The 19,316-nt window shown below is 46.1% G+C and carries 14 protein-coding genes and 1 pseudogene; 6 read left to right on the top strand and 9 right to left on the bottom strand.

Annotated features, from left to right (window positions below; translation table 11 throughout):
- Nucleotides 1-167: 167 nt before the first annotated feature.
- Together erpA and tyrS are read left to right on the top strand one after the other, a co-directional pair.
- The gene (gene erpA / locus GJV44_RS03700; protein WP_226806392.1) at nucleotides 168-533 is read left to right on the top strand and encodes an iron-sulfur cluster insertion protein ErpA; all 366 of its coding nucleotides are present in this window, start codon (nucleotides 168-170) and stop codon (nucleotides 531-533) included.
- Between the two features lie 1,236 nt (nucleotides 534-1,769).
- A complete protein-coding gene (gene tyrS, locus GJV44_RS03695; protein WP_226806391.1) occupies nucleotides 1,770-3,014 on the top strand; it encodes a tyrosine--tRNA ligase in 1,245 nt (414 codons plus the stop codon).
- A 162-nt stretch (nucleotides 3,015-3,176) separates the two neighbouring features.
- On the opposite strand, the gene ruvB is transcribed toward tyrS, so the two are convergent.
- The 5 genes from ruvB to GJV44_RS03670 all read right to left on the bottom strand — a co-directional run bounded on the left by ruvB (nucleotide 3,177) and on the right by GJV44_RS03670 (nucleotide 7,402).
- Complete coding sequence (gene ruvB, locus GJV44_RS03690) at nucleotides 3,177-4,220, bottom strand: Holliday junction branch migration DNA helicase RuvB (RefSeq protein ID WP_226806390.1); 1,044 nt, start codon at nucleotides 4,218-4,220, stop codon at nucleotides 3,177-3,179.
- 77 nt (nucleotides 4,221-4,297) lie between these two features.
- Complete coding sequence (ruvA, locus tag GJV44_RS03685; RefSeq protein WP_226806389.1) at nucleotides 4,298-4,870, bottom strand: Holliday junction branch migration protein RuvA; 573 nt, start codon at nucleotides 4,868-4,870, stop codon at nucleotides 4,298-4,300.
- Nucleotides 4,871-4,931: 61 nt separating this feature from the next.
- Nucleotides 4,932-5,477, bottom strand: coding sequence for a crossover junction endodeoxyribonuclease RuvC (gene ruvC, locus GJV44_RS03680; protein WP_226806388.1), 546 nt, complete (start codon nucleotides 5,475-5,477; stop codon nucleotides 4,932-4,934).
- 58 nt (nucleotides 5,478-5,535) lie between these two features.
- The gene (gene purH, locus GJV44_RS03675; protein WP_226806387.1) at nucleotides 5,536-7,101 is read right to left on the bottom strand and encodes a bifunctional phosphoribosylaminoimidazolecarboxamide formyltransferase/IMP cyclohydrolase; all 1,566 of its coding nucleotides are present in this window, start codon (nucleotides 7,099-7,101) and stop codon (nucleotides 5,536-5,538) included.
- A gap of 67 nt (nucleotides 7,102-7,168) precedes the next feature.
- Nucleotides 7,169-7,402 carry a Fis family transcriptional regulator gene (locus GJV44_RS03670; RefSeq protein ID WP_226806386.1) on the bottom strand — a complete coding sequence of 78 codons (234 nt, stop codon included), beginning with the start codon at nucleotides 7,400-7,402 and terminating at the stop codon, nucleotides 7,169-7,171.
- Between the two features lie 1,184 nt (nucleotides 7,403-8,586).
- Here GJV44_RS03670 and GJV44_RS04500 point away from each other — a divergent pair.
- Nucleotides 8,587-8,721 (top strand): hypothetical protein, encoded by a 135-nt coding sequence (locus GJV44_RS04500; RefSeq protein ID WP_276310869.1) that lies wholly within the window; start codon nucleotides 8,587-8,589, stop codon nucleotides 8,719-8,721.
- A 66-nt stretch (nucleotides 8,722-8,787) separates the two neighbouring features.
- On the opposite strand, the gene GJV44_RS04495 is transcribed toward GJV44_RS04500, so the two are convergent.
- Entirely contained in the window at nucleotides 8,788-8,919 is a 132-nt protein-coding gene (locus GJV44_RS04495) for a hypothetical protein (RefSeq protein WP_276310868.1), read from the bottom strand.
- A 2,002-nt stretch (nucleotides 8,920-10,921) separates the two neighbouring features.
- Here GJV44_RS04495 and GJV44_RS03665 point away from each other — a divergent pair.
- The 3 genes and pseudogenes from GJV44_RS03665 to rsmA all read left to right on the top strand — a co-directional run bounded on the left by GJV44_RS03665 (nucleotide 10,922) and on the right by rsmA (nucleotide 14,645).
- Nucleotides 10,922-13,300 (top strand): LPS-assembly protein LptD, encoded by a 2,379-nt coding sequence (locus tag GJV44_RS03665; protein ID WP_420885755.1) that lies wholly within the window; start codon nucleotides 10,922-10,924, stop codon nucleotides 13,298-13,300.
- A gap of 328 nt (nucleotides 13,301-13,628) precedes the next feature.
- Nucleotides 13,629-13,818, top strand: a pseudogene (locus GJV44_RS03660) (4-hydroxythreonine-4-phosphate dehydrogenase PdxA); the annotation flags it as partial.
- The gene (gene rsmA, locus GJV44_RS03655) at nucleotides 13,815-14,645 is read left to right on the top strand and encodes a 16S rRNA (adenine(1518)-N(6)/adenine(1519)-N(6))-dimethyltransferase RsmA (protein WP_226806384.1); all 831 of its coding nucleotides are present in this window, start codon (nucleotides 13,815-13,817) and stop codon (nucleotides 14,643-14,645) included. The pseudogene GJV44_RS03660 and the gene rsmA, both read left to right, overlap by 4 nt.
- Nucleotides 14,646-15,730: 1,085 nt before the next feature.
- Here the strand turns inward: rsmA and GJV44_RS03650 are convergent.
- Genes GJV44_RS03650 through glyS form a run of 3 tightly spaced genes read right to left on the bottom strand, consistent with a single transcriptional unit; the run spans nucleotide 15,731 to nucleotide 19,221 of the window.
- Entirely contained in the window at nucleotides 15,731-16,483 is a 753-nt protein-coding gene (locus GJV44_RS03650; RefSeq protein ID WP_226806912.1) for a lysophospholipid acyltransferase family protein, read from the bottom strand.
- 42 nt (nucleotides 16,484-16,525) lie between these two features.
- The gene (gene gmhB, locus GJV44_RS03645; protein ID WP_226806383.1) at nucleotides 16,526-17,122 is read right to left on the bottom strand and encodes a D-glycero-beta-D-manno-heptose 1,7-bisphosphate 7-phosphatase; all 597 of its coding nucleotides are present in this window, start codon (nucleotides 17,120-17,122) and stop codon (nucleotides 16,526-16,528) included.
- Complete coding sequence (glyS, locus tag GJV44_RS03640) at nucleotides 17,119-19,221, bottom strand: glycine--tRNA ligase subunit beta (RefSeq protein ID WP_226806382.1); 2,103 nt, start codon at nucleotides 19,219-19,221, stop codon at nucleotides 17,119-17,121. The genes gmhB and glyS overlap by 4 nt, the downstream gene beginning before the upstream one ends.
- Between the last annotated feature and the right edge of the window lie 95 nt (nucleotides 19,222-19,316).

Here is a 19,316-nt window from a genome sequence, read left to right as displayed (position 1 = left end):
CTAATTAAAAGCGCGTGCTGTTATACAAAAAACTGCAGGATTGTTTAGTCCACAGTTTTTTGTGCAAAACTTGCTTAGTTGCATAAATTTTATGATTTGAAGATATGCTGCAGTGTGATGTTCAGAAAAGTTCTTGAATAATATTTGAGGCATTCCTGGAAAACCAGATGAATTTTTTAGTCGATACTAATATAACTGAAATACCGACCTCGCTCATTTTCACGGACACAGCCGCTGATAAAGTCAAACAACTCATCGATGAAGAGGGAAATCTAAATCTGAAGCTACGAGTTTTTGTACAGGGTGGAGGTTGCTCTGGATTTCAGTATGGTTTTATGTTTGATGAGGTAATTAATGAAGATGACACTATAGTAGAAAAGAGCGGCGTCCAATTATTAATCGATCCAATGAGCTATCAGTATTTAGTAGGTGCAGAAATCGACTATAAAGACGATTTAAATGGTGCGCAATTCGTGATCAAGAACCCCAATGCAACTACTACCTGCGGTTGCGGCTCTTCATTTTCGGTGTAAATAAATAAACGTATTAAAATCAATTAATCAATGTAAATTAATCAACTCTATACCTCATGGCTTTTAAATTCGTTTTATATTAAGTCGATTTAATCATTAACTGCTACAGTTGTTCTAATAACATAAGTCAGCCGTAAATCCTACTCAAACAGGCATGGTTTTCTGTTGTAGATACGTTCGTTAAATATTTCGCAACTAACAGAACACGAGTAAAAAAGTAAGTTGTGCGATATATATTCGATAATTACATCACTAGCTATGTCAGTGTCAGCGATGCGATTTTTTTGGTAATGCTGAGTAAAAAGCTCGTAAAGATATCAACTTAAATCTAAGATCGTTTTTTTAAAAGAGATGATCATCCGTCGATAGTATCTATTCGTTTAAATTTGCTAAAATTATAGGCAGTATCAATAAATGTTCGCTTTCTGTTATGATAAAGTGTGCACTAGTGTTCTGCGTCGCAGAGTATGGTATAAGCAAATAAACTAAGATGGTCCCGCTAATATAATTGATTATGGCGCCGTGCACGATTTTCTTATCAGTCAGTCCTCAGTTTTGATATGTTTAATAGTATAAATAGTTTGATTTTGATGGCATGAGTGCATAAATAAAGATGCATCGAATTTCAAATAACTTCTCTCAGAAGAGACTGAGAGCATTACTTATGCAAAAGTTCCTGGTCGCGCGTGCATAATTAGAGGCGCATTAGATACTAATCGATCTAGCCACTTAACATGCTGGCGCACTGTATGGCTTTAGCAAACCGGCTCTCGAGTACGCCAGAGAATGCAAGCCCGCATGGGATCATCAGTACGGATACGGCTGTTCACTGTAGTACGGCACGGCTGCAGACGCGAAAGCTGCTAATAAGCCACTATATATTCGCTATACAAATCACGCGCTATACTATGAGTACGTAATTGTGCATCATGATTTTCTTTCCGATGAGCGCCATTGACTTGTATAGCGAATATACCGGTATTGTGAGCGCAGATATTGCTGCTGAAGTACACAAGATAATAGGTGAGATTATTATGTTCAAGCCTATAAATTTAGTATAAAAATAAATAATCACTGTATGCTACCAAGCAGTGATCACATAACATCTAGTTTTTTGCACAAGAAAAAGTAAATGTCTTGAACGTTATTAGAGGTGGGGTTGTGAGGTGCGGCGAGTCAAGAGCATGGACGTGCCGCTCGTCATTTGATAGTAATTTCGTAAAAAGTTTTTACCTAATGAGTACCAAGTCCAGCATTGCTGTGCCGTGCTTGCCTATTACCGATGAAGTCCACGCCGCGCTGACGATAGTACGTCATGGCTGCAGCGAGTTGCTAACCGAGCATGAATTTGCACAAAAACTGGCAAGAAGTGTGCGCACCGGAAAACCATTGCGCATTAAACTCGGACTTGACCCAACTGCGCCGGACATCCATATTGGACATACCGTAGTGCTCAACAAGATGCGCCAGCTGCAAAATCTAGGTCATACCGTTATTTTCCTGATTGGTGACTTTACATCGTTGATCGGCGATCCGTCCGGACGTAATCAGACGCGTCCACCGCTGACCCGCGAGCAAATTGAGGTAAATTCAAAAACGTACTTTGAACAAGCTGCACTAGTGCTTGATTGTGAAAAAACCGAGATTCGCTACAATAGCGAATGGTCTATACCGTTAGGCGCTGACGGTATTATCAAGCTCGCGTCTTGTCATACAGTAGCGAGGATGCTTGAGCGTGATGACTTCACCAAGCGGTTTAAGGGTGGCATTCCGATCTCTATTCATGAATTCTTATATCCACTGATACAAGGATATGACTCGGTCGCTCTTCAATCAGATCTTGAATTAGGTGGTACCGATCAGAAGTTTAATCTTTTAATGGGCCGCGAACTGCAGAAACAATATGGTCAAGAGCCACAGTGCATCTTAACGATGCCCCTACTTGAAGGGCTAAACGGCGTCGATAAGATGTCTAAGTCTAAAAACAACTATGTCGGTATTAGCGAAAAGACGTCCGATATGTTCGGCAAGCTAATGAGTATCTCGGACACGCTAATGTGGCATTACTTTGAGCTGCTTTCGTTCCGCAATATTGAGGAGATTGCAGATTTCAGGAGGAAGGTACAAGCCGGCCAAAACCCGCGCAAGTTCAAGGCCTTGCTCGCGCAAGAAATCGTCGCTCGTTTTCACTCGCAGGCTGATGCGCAGCGTGCGCTAGAGGATTTCAATCATCGTGCGAAGGGGGGGGTGCCTGACAATATTTTAGAGATTACGTTGAGTGGTGCGCCACTACTAATTGGACTATTACTAAAACAAACGGGCCTGGTTTCCTCCACCAGTGAGGCACTGCGTAATATCAAACAGTTTGGCGTAAAGATTGATGGAACGACGATTACCAACAAGGGATTAAAGCTCGAAGAAGGCGTATATATCGTTCAGGTTGGCAAGAGACGATTTGCGCGCGTAACTATAAGCGTTTAGTGGTACTAGCAACTCGGCAATAGCCGCGCTCTGAAAATTTTATGCTGCGATATTTTAAAAAAAGTATCCTCATTATGAATCACGATAGTTTATTGCGATATAGCCAGCTATAGATGCATGCTAAGGCTATGCTGAACTAGGGCAATGCTAACTTTTAACGCCTTACAGATCGCGGATAAGTCTTATATCTGGCGTTGCAAGGCCGAAGTGGCGGTAAGCGAGCAGTGTTGCAACGCGTCCGCGTGGTGTGCGATGAAGGTAGCCTTGCTGGATTAGATAAGGTTCAATCACGTCTTCAATTGTATCACGCTCCTCGCCGATCGCAGCAGCCAAGCTATCTAGCCCAACGGGACCGCCATCAAACTTATGCAGAATCGACTCCAGCAGCTTGCGATCTATCAAATCGAAACCAATCGGATCGACATCGAGCATCGCCAGCGCTGCATCTGCTGTTATCGATGTGATATAGCCGTCAGCCTTGACATCAGCATAATCTCGCACGCGCCGCATCAGCCTGTTCGCGATCCGTGGCGTGCCTCGCGAACGCTGTGCAATCTCTAATGCACCTCCTGAGTCGATCTTTGTACCGAGCAGGTGAGCTGAGCGCTCTATGATTTGCGCTAGCTCACGCACAGTATAGAATTCGAGGCGCGCAACAATGCCAAATCGATCCCGCAACGGGTTAGTAAGCATACCGGCACGAGTAGTAGCACCTATAAGTGTAAATGGATGTAGGTCTAGCTTGACGCTTCGCGCAGCCGGTCCCTCGCCGATCATGATATCGATCTGATAATCTTCGAGCGCCGGATAGAGAATTTCCTCGACGACCGGAGATAACCGATGAATCTCATCAATGAACAGTAAGTCGTTCACTTCAAGGTGAGTTAGCAGAGCAGCTAGGTCGCCGGGCCGCTCAAGAACAGGCCCAGACGTTTGACGTAAGTTAACGCCCATTTCCCGTGCGACGATGTGCGCAAGTGTGGTTTTACCTAAACCCGGGGGGGAAAATAGCAGAACATGATCGAGTGCTTCCGAGCGGCGCTTTGCGGCTGTAATAAAAATCTCAAGCTGCCCACGAATTTTTTCTTGGCCAATATATTCGGCTAAGAACCGTGGACGCAGTGCTCGTTCCAACGTTTCTTCATGAGGAGCTGCAGGAATTGCTGCAATGGCACGCTTCGATCCAAGTTTTTCTGTTTCGATCATATGCCAATTATACCGCGATACAGTGAGTTTCTAGTTGCTATGCTATGCCCCGTCTCGTTCAGGCTTGCCTTATACTTTTATACCTTTGACAAAGCTCTTAAGGCGCACTTGATTCCGTCCGAGATACTCATTCCGGACGGAACATTCTTGATTGCGGCAAGCGCTTCTTTTTCAGAATAGCCGAGTGAGAGCAGGGCGTGTAGAATATCTGAAGCACAGTCAGCCGATAATGCAGCCGTGCTAGTTTTTGAGTCTAATTTCCCTTTTAGCTCGAGCAACAAACGTTCAGCGATTTTCTGTCCAATACCCGGTACCCGTGTTAAGCGAGCTGTATTCTGCAACGTTACGGTCTGCGCAAGATCGCTCACACTCATCCCAGAGAGTATGGCAAGCGCTATGCGTGCCCCGATTCCACTTATCTTAAGTAGTTCGCGAAACGCTTGTTGTTCTAGTCTTGTGAGAAAGCCGTACAGGAGGTGCGCGTCTTCGCGCACAATCAGTTGGGTTAGCAATACAACTGTGTCGCCGGTGTGCGGCAAGTTGTAGAACGTACTCATTGGAACATTGATCTCATAGCCTATACCGTTGCAGTCAAGCAACAGATATGGTGGGTTTTTCTCGATCAAAATGCCCGTAATGCGGCCGATCATGGCGACTCAATGTAGAGCGAATGCGAAAGTATAGTGTATTACAGCTGAGTACTGTACTCGATTAACCAATTAGTCGGCCGCGTCGCAGGCGATAGCTTTTTTTGGACAATGCCAGCGCCGAGAGCAGGCCGAGTCTATCGATTGCCGCTCCGCTGTTTGCGTGGCAAATTGCCATGCCGAGCGCGTCGGCAGCATCGGTGCCAGGTAGACCATTCAAGTTTAGCAGTCGGACAACCATCTGCTGCATTTGGTTCTTGGTCGCGCGTCCATGGCCAACGACTGCTTTCTTGAGTTGCAGTGCAGCATATTCGGTTACCGGTACACGCTCTGATACAAGTCCGCAAATCGCTGCTCCACGCGCCTGCCCAAGCATCAGCGTCGATTGCGGATTGATACTAACAAATACCTTCTCGACCGCGGCTTGATCTGGGCAGTGCTTGCGGATCAGCATTGCTACGCCATCAAAAATCGTGCCTAAGCGGCTCGGCAAATTAGAATCTGCAGTACGGATTACTCCACTAGCTACATAAGTAAGCACATGTTTTTTCTTATCAATGACGCCAAAACCGGTGATGCGCAAACCTGGATCAATACCGAGTATTCTCATAGAATCGTCATAACCGACTCGCTTATCCTGGCGAGGCCAGCGTTTTTCACTTAGAACCTCAATGTCGAAAATGCCGCGTACCAGTAATGATCATCGCGATATTGCGCTCATCCGCTGCTGCGATCACCTCGTCGTCACGTATTGAGCCACCGGGCTGTATTATGCAGGTTGCACCAGCAGAGACCACTACATCTAGTCCATCTCGGAATGGGAAGAATGCATCGGAGGCCACTACTGAGTCAGTCAACGATAGTTTCGCGTTTTGCGCTTTGATACCGGCAATGCGAGCTGAATCAACGCGGCTCATCTGACCCGCACCGATGCCTAGTGTCATGCCGTGCGCGCAAAATACAACCGCGTTTGACTTGACAAACTTCGCGACACGGTAGGCAAATAAGAGATCGTCTATTTCTTTTGTCGTCGGATATCGTTTCGTTACTACGCACCACTCGTTAGGCTGTAGATTCTTCGTGTCTGGAGATTGTACCAGCAAGCCTCCACTGATACGTTTTAGGTCGTACATGTGAGCGGTGTTGCCCATTGGCACTTGCAAAACGCGCATGTTTTTCTTCGCAGCGAAGATCTGTTGCGCCGCGTTAGTTAACGATGGCGCCAGTAGCACTTCAGCAAATTGTGTGGCAACGGCACAAGCCGTTTCTGCGTCAACTTCGCAATTAAACGCGATGATACCGCCAAATGCAGAGGTCGGGTCGGTTTTTAGCGCTTTAGCGTACGCATTAGCCGGCGTTGTTGCTATGCCAACACCACACGGATTCGCATGTTTAATAATTACGCATGCCGGTACATCGAATGTTTTCACACATTCCCATGCTGGATCAGCATCAGAAATGTTGTTGTACGAAAGTTTCTTGCCCTGAAGTTGCCGATAGTTAGTTAGTGATCCTTCGGTAGATTGCGGGTCGCGGTATAACGCTGCAGTTTGGTGTGGGTTTTCCCCGTAGCGTAAGTCTTGCACCTTCGTAAGAGCTAGATTGAGTATAGCTGGGTAAGAGCTGCGTGTTATATGCCGCTTATCCTCGCTGAAGCCGGTCAGATAGTTTGCGATCGCACCGTCATATTGTGTAGTATAGGTAAATACCTTAATCGCAAGCTGGAAGTTAGTTGCATAGCTGACTATATTGTTGTGTGATCGCATTTCGTCGAGCACTTCTACATAATCAGCTGGATCAACAACCACCGTTACATCGCGGTAGTTTTTCGCAGCAGCGCGCAACATAGTTGGTCCACCAATATCGATATTCTCAATAGCCTCGTCGAGCTGACACTTCTCTTGTGCAATGGTTTGCACAAATGGATAAAGATTAACGACAAGAATATCGATTGTCGAGATTCCATACTTTTCTAGTGCTGCTGTGTGCGTAGGTATGTCGCGTCGTGCGAGAATGCCGCCGTGGATCTTCGGGTGTAGAGTTTTTACTCGGCCATCCAGTATTTCAGGAAAGCCAGTGTAATGAGCTACCTCGGTAACCGGCAAGCCCGCATTAGCGAGCAGCTTTGCGGTGCCTCCCGTGGATAATAGGGTGACGCCAAGCTCATGTAGGCTTTGAGCAAAATCGACAATGCCTGCTTTGTCAAAAACGGAAATAAGCGCTTGTTTGATCATAATCAGAAACTGAAAGTCGCGCATGCGCGCGAATAACAAATATGCACTGGGCGCAGGTACCCCCCCACTACAGCAAACCATACTCCTGCAGTTTCTTGCGCAGTGTGTTGCGGTTAATGCCGAGATATTCAGCTGCTAGCGACTGGTTGCCTAACGCCTGCTTGAGGACGATTTCCAGCAGCGGTTGCTCGACGTAGGACATCACCATTCTATAAACGTCGTGTGGGCGTGATCCGTCTAGATCACGGAAATACATACCGAGACTGTCGCGGACGGATTGCTCTATGTTATGCTTGCTCATCCTACTAAGCAGTCGATGTCTGGTGACGTTTTATTCATGCTAGATACATCATTAATAAGACACGGTGCTCTCATTTTGTCTTTTGGCGTCGAAGAAAGCGTTGATTGCCAAATGTTAGTCTCAGGCAAAATCCGGCATACTTGTGTGATGTCCGAAATATATAATGCGGGCAAAGGCCATTAGTGTATCAGTTGATGTGCTTACATACAGTGCGCACACCGATAAATTTTCATAAAATGCGTAATATTTTTGGGCGATATTTAGGGTGATATACACCTACTGTGAGATCTTATTGATCTATTGCGATGAGAATCCCCAATCAATCACTAAACAGTGTAATTGAACCAAAACAGCTTGAGCCTGGCCTCGGGACATGCATTTAATCATCACTGTATCCGTCGAGTGATATTGATGTTGGCGATTACTGGAGGGTACGCATTAATTCTTTAATCGAGAAGCTATCGAATTATACTCAGGCTAAGTATGACATAAGTCTACGCTCGCGAACCTGTTACACGGGTTTTAGCCTGAGAAATACTTACATAGTGTTCGTGAACTAGGTGCTTATTAACACATTATATCGTATAGATCTCCCGCTGGCGTGCATTATCATTCGTAAATCGTATCCGATTCAGTGCTGATAGCACTTATAACTGCCTGGAAATACGTTCTAGTGGAATTTTATGATGCGGTGGTATGAAGCGTTGGCAACGTGGAAGACTTTCTTGGCATAGCATCTTATGTTGATATTCGTGATTTATGCTTTATGTATAATTTCACATTTATGATCCGCGCTAGCATTGCTAGATTAATAGCGACAATCCGCACAGCAATCAAGTAACTCTAAGCATTGGCATTGTATATTATCTCCTTATTTTTGAGAGCCAAATGGTAAACACGATCACCTACAATATTGCGCCATCTTTACTAATTTATTTATCTCATTCATGAAATGCGTAGTTCGCCATATTGGCTGATGGAGACTCAATAGAGTATTGCGAAACATATATCTATCGATTCTATTCATTCAAAAACAGTACACTTTATCTAATGATAAAGTGACAAACTATGATACTTATGAAATTTATAGGTGCTATTTTCGATCAACTCTTAGCCTCGTTACCTAAACATCATCTGCCGCGTAAGCATTGTTTTGACCGGCGGCATCATATCTGGTGCGGAAAGTGCCGAGCCGCGTAGTACAGCACCGGCGCGCAGTTGATAAAAAAGCTTATGCCACTAATGTCGGTCAGGGCCGACAGTCATATCACGCGCCAGTCGCTCGCACGGTTTTCGGAAAAGGAGAGCCGCGCAGTTGAATTAGATCCGTAGTGTGCCAGTTCATCGACTAGCGCATGTGCGTCTCGGACACCTGAGTTTAATCCCTATCCAGCTACTAGATGCAGCGTTTGCGCTGCGTTATCGATCGATGCAATACGGTGATAATGCAACGTAGTAAGCGTATTTAGCGCAAGTGGAAAAGCTCTACGAGAGCCAACACTCTGAAAAAGGCTCATTCTATTTCCGCACACCTACCGATTGCAGTTTATCCATGATTAGAAAGTGGCATGTGCCTCACGGCTTGCTGGGATTACAGCACTAAACTAGCGCATAATCTGCCTGCCACAGGCAGCTAAACGGCAGCAGGCAGAGGTTCTTCTCGCATCTAAAGCGTTCCTACGCGACGCGTGGTTATAGGTTGCTCATACTACTCATAGCCACTAGTGCTGTTTGGCGGTAATCTCGTCAGATGTACTAGCTAGCAGCCAGAGCCGCATCGATGTAGCTTCGTGGCATACCTCCCGTATGTATTAATAACTAGGCACGCGCGTATGACGCATTGCGGTTTTTCGCCGCTATTGGCTATAGGAGGGGTTGACCCGCTGAGCTGAGAACGTTGATGCGCTCGATCGGTGTTTCTCTGACTGACTAGTCAAGTAGCTCGAGAAACATACGGTTGCCATATGATATGCAATTGCCTGCAGAGCCGAGCAATCATGTCTCTGTCGTGCGCGTGTCGATTAACATAATGTGCAATAGACGGTGCCGCTGCGGGCAGCTAAGCCAGCCGGCAAGGACTATCTCAGCCAGTCTGGCACCGATAATAGCTACATCATAGTCATATCGTACTTCGGCTGCGCTAGCATTCGGCGCTACACGTGTACTGGTTTAGAAGAATTCTAACCGATTATAGTGGGTGCGAATATCTGTCAAATTTTTATCACGCACGCGGATACTGTATTACTAGCATGCAGTGGGTATTCGCTCAGCTTGTATATTGGCTCTACTTTATCTGAATGCTATGCGCGCCCGCATAGCCTGTAAATGGGCTTGTGAGAGCGCTGGAAAATGCGCGCGCTGCCATCCTCCCCGGCAAACCCGCTTCTACTTGCCTCCGGCGAGCGCTGTACGGACCTCTCGTCTAGCTTCGGTTTGTGTTTCGTGCATGACAATCTGTATCAGATTCTGCAGCCGTTTTTTTGAAGAATACAATCTGCTCGAGAAGCTAGATGTGGTCGACTAATGGCGCATTGAGGCCTGTTTCGGTTTACTTCCCAATTACCGTTAGCCCGTCTTACTTGAATGATGGATCTCAGATGATCATTGGTTAGTAGCTATATCTGCTTCCGTGTCTAGTAAAAAAGATTACTACAGTATCCGACGTTACATCGATATTTTTTCTGCGAATTTTCGAATTATCTTTTTCGATTAGAGTCACTAACCTACTTACTCTGCTAGACATATCAAGTGCATCTAGTGTTATAAAAAATAGCGCAAACTCTTAGTGCTGCCAGGTTTTTACCTTACTAGTATAGCCGATACTAGCTCGGGCATGTCGTTGAGATAGAAAATCTAACTGTACTGATAGTGAGAACGCTAAACTTTACGATGCTTGTCATATATCCGCTGCAAGTCTATTTACTGAAGCTTCTAGTAAATTTCGTCAAAACTGTGTAAGCGAGATGAAGATACACTGCATCCGGAGAGTCCGAGCCTCTAGAGTGCAAGTCGGGACGCTATCAGATTACGAGGCATGCACACCCTTCATTAAGCATCACTAGCTTGATCTGAGAGTACTGCCTATTTCCACCTGATTGGCAATCGAGCACGTGGCGCATGAACCGTCATAATGTATGTTGATAGGCAGTCGTGCTCAGGTTAGTTAGACAAACGAAGCTTCTCGCGAAATCCCGCGCACATATCTTTTTCGTATGATATTTCTACAGTGGGAGTCTGCCTCTCACGATCAATCTATTGTATTCGTCGATAGGGCTTGCCGTAACTGAGCGATATCGGCTGCTGAAGCAATCCCTAATACTGTTGAATAAACAGAGCCAGTTATTCGGCAATGTTAGTAGGACATCGGAAACGACACAAAACAAGTTGTTGCTAGTTTTTATTAGAAAATTTTTTAAAAAACATTTTTTATACCATATGATAGTTTATCAACTATTTGATACGACTGGCGTCGGTGTGAGTCCCGAAGCTACGGTGGTGTCCGCTTTTTCTACTGTATTCATGCCGCTAACACACCTAGATCCAGCGACTTTGCAGCTCGTACCTAATTCGCTGCGCGTGCTTCGACTGATAGGCATCGCCACTACACTGTTTATGGTACTTGGATTATTGCCAACGCTTTCACGCGCGGAATTAACCGGTATAACCGAACAGCAGACTCGACCTAATGTTCTGTGGGGACTACGTGTCGCGTCGCAGCTCGAAAAGCATGCGTTGCCATCATCCGCACAACCGGCAATATTTGTAATGAGTGAGGTAGCTAGCGGTACTATCGATCACGACACGTCACTCGAGGGTAATGCCGAGTTGCGTCGCTACATGTCTGTAATCAAGGCTGACTCGATCCACTACAACTTAGATACCGATATAGCTGATGCGTCCGGCCATGTACATGTTCTTAACAATGGCAATGTATTTATAGGGTCAGATGCGCACTGGAAAGTTGGTTCGTCTGAGGGCTATATAACTCAGCCGAAGTACTACTTCCACTTAACTGGTGCTTCTGGCGATGCTGAGCGGATCGACATAATCGACGATACACTTTCGCTTGTGCGCCACGGCACGTACACGGGATGTCAGTGCGATATCAATCCTCCAGCTTGGTATGTGAGGGCTGCGCAGTTCGAGATAGATACTGATGCAAAGCTAGGCATTGCACGTAATAGTGTAGTATTTTTTCAAGGTGTGCCAATTTTTGGCAGTCCGTGGTTATCGTTTCTTCTTTCGGGTGGGTGCCAGAGTGGATTTTTACCACCAACTATTATGATGGGTTCGGTTTCTGGCTTAGAGATGTCGTTACCGTACTATTTTAATCTCGCACCGAACTATGATCTGACGCTTACGCCGCGGATTATTACGCGGCGAGGCATGCTAATTTCACCCAGCTTTCGCTACCTGTCATCGACATACTCTGGCAATATCACTGCCGAGTATCTGCCGTATGATCGTATTACGAATACCAAGCGCTATGCGGTATTTTTTAACCACAGCCAGAACTTTGGCAACGGGTTCAGTGGGTATGCGCTCTACAATAGAGTATCGGATAAGACATATTCGGAGGATCTTTCGTCAAGTAGTTCATTCCAGATGAATAGGCAAATGCTGTACCAGCAGGAAGCTGGGTTAACATATAATAACGGCCCATGGGCTGTACTGCTACGCGAGCAGCAGTGGCAAACTTTACCGTCGTCGACGGCGCTGTATAATCGAGAACCTCAATTGTATGTAAAATACAACCGCTATAGCGTTGATGGCCCAGATTTCGGTGCTGAGATTGACGCAACCCGATTTTCAATGTATAGAGCCGATGTAACCGAAGGCGCCCGCTTCGTTTTCAACTCGAATGTTGAGTATCCTATCTCATACCCTGGCTACTTTTTTACACCAAAAGCGCAGTGGCATTTCGCGTTATATAATCTCTTTTTAAGAGGCGTTGATATGCCCAGCGGGCAGATTAAACATTTCAATATCAGCGTTCCAACGCTGAGTTTCAACTCTGGATTAATATTTGACCGTAGTCTCCATATTTTCGGCCAAGACTATATTCAGACACTTGAACCACGTCTACAGTATGTATATACGCCGTACTTAAACCAGGAGTGCGCACCATTATTCGATACCGACGCAGTAGACTTTAGCTTAGCTGATATCTTTATGGAAAGCAGCTTTATTGGTAATGACCGCGTTGCCGACTTAAACCGGCTAACTGCAGCGATCGCGTCGCGTTTCATTGACTCGACTTCTGGCGACGAGCGGGCGCACTTCGTCATCGCAAGACAGTATTATTTCCGTAACCAGCGCGTGATGCTTATGCGATCACAATTATTGGCACAAGCCGCGCGCTCAGACGTGAGCATAGGTGTATCGCTTAAGATCGGAAATAGTTTTTCTTCTAAGCAAATGTTCCAGTATAGCCAGAATAAAAATCAGCTTATTCGCACAAACCTTGGATTTTCATGGAGCCCAGCCACGCATCGTGTGCTAAACATGGCCTACCGTTATACGCACTCGAATAAGATTCAATCTTACGAGCCAATTAACCAGTTAGTAGTTTCCGCACAGTGGCCGCTTACGCATCGCGTATACAGCGTAGGCCGGATAAATTATAACCTTATCTTGCATTACTTAACCGACGCATTAGTAGGATTTGAGTACGATACGCAATGTTGGTCATTCGGTATTGGATTGCAGAAATACGCAAACGGCGTCAATAGTTCGAACCAACCATCTACTGGTACACGAATGCTTGCTCAACTGCAACTCAAGGGTTTTGCAACAGTCGACAACGGACTGGTATCGCAATTCCGGTCTAGTATTCTAGGTTACCGACCCATATCGCAGTTATCCGTACCGCAGACCCAATTCACTGACTACCAGTAAAGCAATACCGATTGGTAGTATATGAACCATTTATATATCCGAGGATGGCAATCTTAGGGTTCCGTACGCAGCCAATGTTAACTAAAGCGATGACGCAAAGGGAATCGAATTCTTGTTCTATACAGATTAATCCAAATGTGATACCCCCAGAGCAAGACTGTGAGACTATACAGTTTGTCTATTGCCGTCCGCCTTCTCGAATTCGAGTCAGCAATACAACAACCTGAAGGATGAAAATTGATTGGTTGCTCCGGGAGCAAGTCAAGTTTGTCAACTTGATTTTAATAACTAGCCGCCCAAAAAATATAAGAATTAGCCAGTTCTCTAGTTCATCACGTTCGGTAGAGGCATCAACATCACACTAGGATTACCAATTGTACACACCTCTGTCGATCATGACACTACAGCGATTTTTGACCTTATCGGGGACTGGTAGCGCCGATTATGGTAGTTTGATCGCGGCACAGTATCGCGCTTGCGATTGCTCTGTATCTAATTCGCAACACACTCCCTCATGAGCTATCATCACTACCAAGGCCACTTCGCACGCAAGCGCTTTAGTCAGAATTTCCTTATAGATACAGACGTTATCAATAGAATCGTGGAGGAAATCCAGCCACAGTCTGCGGATCGGCTTGTAGAGATTGGACCGGGCCTAGGCGCATTGACTGCTCCACTGCTCAATCGGGTGCAGTGCTTGCACGCGATTGAGCTCGATCGCGACCTAATCGCGCGGCTACGGCAGCGTTTTGGTAAGAAGCTCGTGCTGTATGCGGGCGACACGCTGGCGTTCAATTTTGCTTCATTGGTTGATTCGGCACAGATAGGCGCTTCACTCCGGGTTATCGGAAACCTACCCTATAATATATCGAGTCCGCTGTTATTTCATCTCACGTCATTTGCCGATAACGTGATTGATCAACATTTTATGCTGCAAAACGAAGTAGTTGAGCGGATGATTGCCAATCCGGGTAGTAAAGATTACAGCCGCCTAACCGTAATGTTGCAGCAACGATATGCAATAGAAAAACTAATTAAAGTTCCCCTAGAGTCCTTTAAGCCGGCACCGAAGGTGGACTCAGCGGTAGTACGTATGATTCCACGCCCTGCCGCTGATGTGCAGATGGTTGATAGCACCCGCCTTAGCGAAGTTGTAACAGCTGCGTTTTCTCAGCGCCGTAAGATGTTACGCAACACACTCGCATGCTATCGTAGTCGAATTGATTTCGACGCACTGAGCTTTGATCTCTCGCGTCGTGCTGAGGATATACCAGTGCTCGAGTATGTCGCACTGGCTCAGCAGCTCGACGCCAGTAAACCGGATCTTCAAACATCGCGTTGCTAACATGTCGAACGTACTGTTTTATAGTGCACTCTGACGTCTGATCTCAAGATCTATGTTATATATTCAAATATGGGTGATCGAAGAACAACATATTACAATGCGGTTTATGTAAACCGTGACGTTTATACGAGCAATAATGGATAGTAACTTTATTTCAATTATGAGTTTTGCTATGCTTTCAAGCACTTCGCTCGCTTTAGTAATGATAGTATCTGTATAGGAACTCGCGTAGTGAACGATGTCATATACGACTATGCCGTCAAGTCATAGCAAGACGTCTTATCTGGTCTGAAGATCATCACTTGTTCTGTTACTAGTCACCGCCGAATTAGTAACCTAGCGGTATTATCATAGATTGACCACGAAAATAGATCATACTTTGGCTTGGCTAGATCGCGCTATTACTTGAATACCTCTCCCTCAACAAGGCATTGACTGCTTATCATCTCGTATTATTTGTCATAGAACATCGCAAATAAAACTGCGGTTGAGGCCAGTCTTATATGCAGATGGTTGATCTGCTGCGTACGTGTGTTTAGCGGAAAATCTAGTGCAAAGTCATGCTATAGGATGTGCTTCTTAACAATGTAACGGCAAAAGTCAACGATTTGCTGCTAGGTATAGCAAACTTGTTTTATCAGTCTAGACGATCCACAATAAGATCCGCTATTTCATGCAAGTGTACCGCGTAGCTAGTTCGGTAAAATTAAACACTGCTTGCTGTCGAATATCGCTGCTGATAACGGCTAGCATAGCTCAATAATCGATAGTCTACTGTCACCAATCATCTAATGATGTGCACTGCACGGCATGCTGGCCGATGATTAACCCAGGAATAGAGCTAGTATCGCACTTATTGGTCTGAGAAACGATGCAAAAGTGATTGAGGGTAGCCAAGGATAGAGTGATGATATAGATTTAGCGAGGGCAGCTATTGTTAGTGGGCATTTTAGTAGGAGAGATCCTACAGTCTATGTGCAGGGATTACAGCAAAGATACGCAGAAATTGCTCATGATAAATGGTTATGGCGTCGCTAACCATCGAGCTCTAATATGCTTAGAACACTTTAGACGATGAGGTGTGCTTAGTATTGTTCAAGTATATCGTCTTGAGGAGAATACGCATGTGGATCAATGCGGCGCATCTCGGTTTCTATCCATTCCTCGACGCGCGCCATGACTGTAGATGCGCTCAAGTTGCGAGTGTCGATGGGCTTGCCGATTGATACTATAACGGTACCAGGATATTTCAGAAAAGAATTTCTTGGCCACACATTCCCGGCGTTATGCGCAATTGGTACCACTGGAACTTCGGTAGCGACCGCAAAGAGTGTGCCGCCAGTCTTGTATTTTCCACGTTTTCCAACCGGAATTCGTGTGCCTTCTGGGAACAGAATTACCCATGATCCCTCAGCCATCCGTTCTTTGCCTTGACGAATTACTGACTTAAAAGCTTTACTTCCCTGGCTGCGGTCGATGTGCACCATCTTTAGCATTCCCAGAATCCAGCCAAAAAATGGTATATACAGGAGCTCACGCTTGAAGATATAGCATAACGGACGCGGCATAATTGCAGGAAATGCTAGTGTTTCCCATGCGGACTGGTGCTTTGATAACAGCACAGCTGGGCCATGCGGTAAATTATCTAAGCCCTCTACGCGCCAACTCGTACCAACCAAGTACTGCAGTGTCCACAATATAGAATGGCACCATCCGACAGCCATTTGATAGCGTTGGTTTGTGTTCAAGAACGGAAAAATAATGAGGCAGGTACATGCATACGGAATCGTATAAATAATTAGATAAATGAAGAATAGTGTGGAGCGAATCATGTGTATGATTATTTGATACAGGTCTGAGGTAGCGCGTGGCGCACAAAATCAGTTGTCTTTGGCGGCAAGAAAGTCGAGCGCAAATGCATGTAAGTTAGAGTAAACTATTGTGCCTTCTGGCAAATAGCCAGCGTCTAGCGTTTTCTGACCTTTTCCGGTCAGAACTAGATGACAGCTAAATCCAGCAGCTGCTCCAGCCTGTAGGTCGCGCAGCGAGTCACCGACTAGCGGTACGCTAGCAGGATTAATCTCGAAGCGCTGGATGATCTGCACAAGTAGGCCGGGTTTCGGTTTACGGCAATCGCAATAGTCAGATGGTATATGTGAACAGAAGAAGATAGCGTCAATTCGCCCGCCTAGCGCCGCTAGGTTATAGTGCATCTTTTCATGTATCTCGTTGAGCGTAGCCATGTTAAACAGGCCACGCCCGAGGCCAGACTGGTTGCTCACGATTACTGTGCGGTAGCCTGCTTGGTTTAAGCGTGCGATTGCCTCGAGACTTCCTGGTATTGGGATCCACTCATTAGGTGACTTAATAAACGAGTCAGATTCTTGATTAATAATGCCATCACGATCGAGGATCACGAGTTTCTTCTGCATCGTCAATTCACGTCGTTTTCCTAGCAAGGATCGAACATCATTCATATTGCTAGCTTTGAGATATCAGCTACACAGTTCATCTGCTTGTGTAGCTGCGTTAATAAGCTAAGCCGGTTCGCTCGCAATACAACATCGTTGGAATTGACCATTACATCGTTAAAAAACACATCGACCGCGTCACGTAATGAGGCGAGTATAGATAACGCACCTGTATAGTCGCATAAGCGTAGTCGACCCTGAACGGTGGGCGTAAGGGTATGCAACTGCTCGAACAGTATTTGTTCTGCCGGCTCTACCAATAGCTTCTTTTCGACGCGCTGGGTTGTGCTGCCCGATTTCTTTAAGATATTTGTAATTCGCTTATTGGCTGATGCTAGCGATATTGCCTCGGGCAATGTAGAAAAATACCGTACCGCATCAAGTCGGCTAATGATGTCGTCAATTCGTGTTGGATTCTGGCTCAGTACCGCGTCTACCTCGTTGGCGTTATAACCGCGATCTCGTAACAAACTGTGTAGCCGGTCGATGAAGAAGTTGTATAACGCGTTAGTGGGATCGACAATCCTCGGATGAGTCGCAAACTGGGCATATGCATACCTTAATAAGGCTATAAGATCTAATGGAAGTCGCTTTTCTAGCACGATACGTAGTACGCCGAGCGCGTATCGGCGTAGCGAGAACGGGTCTTTCTCGCCTGTCGGCCGTAATCCGATCCCCCAAATTCCTACCAGCGTCTCGAGCTTATCGGCAAGTGCAACTACGCTACTAATCATGGTGGATGGCAGCTTATCGCCAGAAAAACGCGGTCGGTAGTGCTCCGAGCAAACTAATATAATATCGGCAGGCTCGCCATCATGTCGAGCGTAGTAGGCGCCCATTGTACCTTGTAATTCCGGAAACTCGCCTACCATCTCTGTTAGTAGATCCGCCTTGGCTAGACGCGCAGCGTGCGACGCACGCTGCGCGTCTACACCAAGGCGGGGTGCGATTGTCGCCGCTAGTGCTGCAAGTCGCTCGACGCGCTGAAGTTGAGAGCCAAGCTTGTTGTGATATACAACATTAGCGAGCATCGGAATATGTTGCTCGAGCGTTTTTTTCTGGTCTTGTTCGAGGAAAAACTGTGCATCAGCTAGTCGTGCGCTTACGACTCGTTCGTTGCCTAACACAATTTGCTGAGGTGTTTCGGTCTGCAAGTTCGATACGACGAGAAAGCGTGATCGCAACTTGCCGCTGGCGTCAGTCAGTGCGAAATATTTCTGGTGCGTCTGCATTGTTAAGATGAGGCATTCCTGAGGCATATGTAAGAATGCCTCATCGAAATAGCATTCGTAGACAATCGGCCATTCAACTAACGCATTTACTTCGTCAAGCAGCGCTTCGGGCATCAAAACATAATCTACGCCAGCACACTTGAGTAATTGCGCGCGAATCAACTCCTTACGTGCCTGGATACTAGCAATAACTTTGCCACGTTGCTTCAACGTACGCGCATAGTCGTCTGCATGCAAGATTGCAATGTGACCCTGAGATAGAAACCGGTGGCCAATCGTGACTGCACCTGAATTCAATCCAAGTACCCTAACTGGCACGATACGGTGCGCGTGTAGTGCAATAAGCTGGTGCGCTGGCCGAACAAACCGCACACTCGTGCCGTCTGACCGCTGGTACGTCATGATCTTCGGGATCGGTAGCTTGGAGATAGTTTCTTCCAATGCGGCCTGCAGACCATCTTCCAGCGTTATACCTGGAACGGTGTAGTTTACGAAGAATGCCTCGGTCTTGCCGTCCATTGCACGTTCTAATTTCGTGAGTGACATCCCTGGAAAACCCACGGCGGCAAGTTTTTTTATTAGCGGCACGCTGGGCCGCCCATCGGTGTCCAATGCTATAGAAACTGGTAGTATTTTTTTATGAACTTGGCCTTGTGGTGCAACTGCACGAACTTTATGGATCATAACCGCCAGCCGACGCGGTGTGCCAAATGCTTCGAACGAGGGCGAGGCGCTGTTAGTAACGTTGATGAGGTTACGTGCAGCCAGTCGATCGACTAGACCATGAGCGAAAGCATTAGATAAACAGGTAAGAGTGGTTGGCGGTAGCTCTTCGGTTAGAAGTTCAACGAGAAGAGTAGATGATTGACTCATTGGGGTAGATTTTTTCTTATTGTCCGGCGGCTCTTGTTTCCAAGCTTACGCTACGATATTCAATCGTAGTACTTAATCGGGGGGGGCGTGTAGAT

The sequence above is a fragment of the Candidatus Vallotiella adelgis genome (genome assembly GCF_020541305.1).
Classification (GTDB): Bacteria; Pseudomonadota; Gammaproteobacteria; order Burkholderiales; family Burkholderiaceae; genus Mycetohabitans; species Mycetohabitans adelgis.
This window is presented reverse-complemented; position numbering and strand designations above follow the sequence as displayed.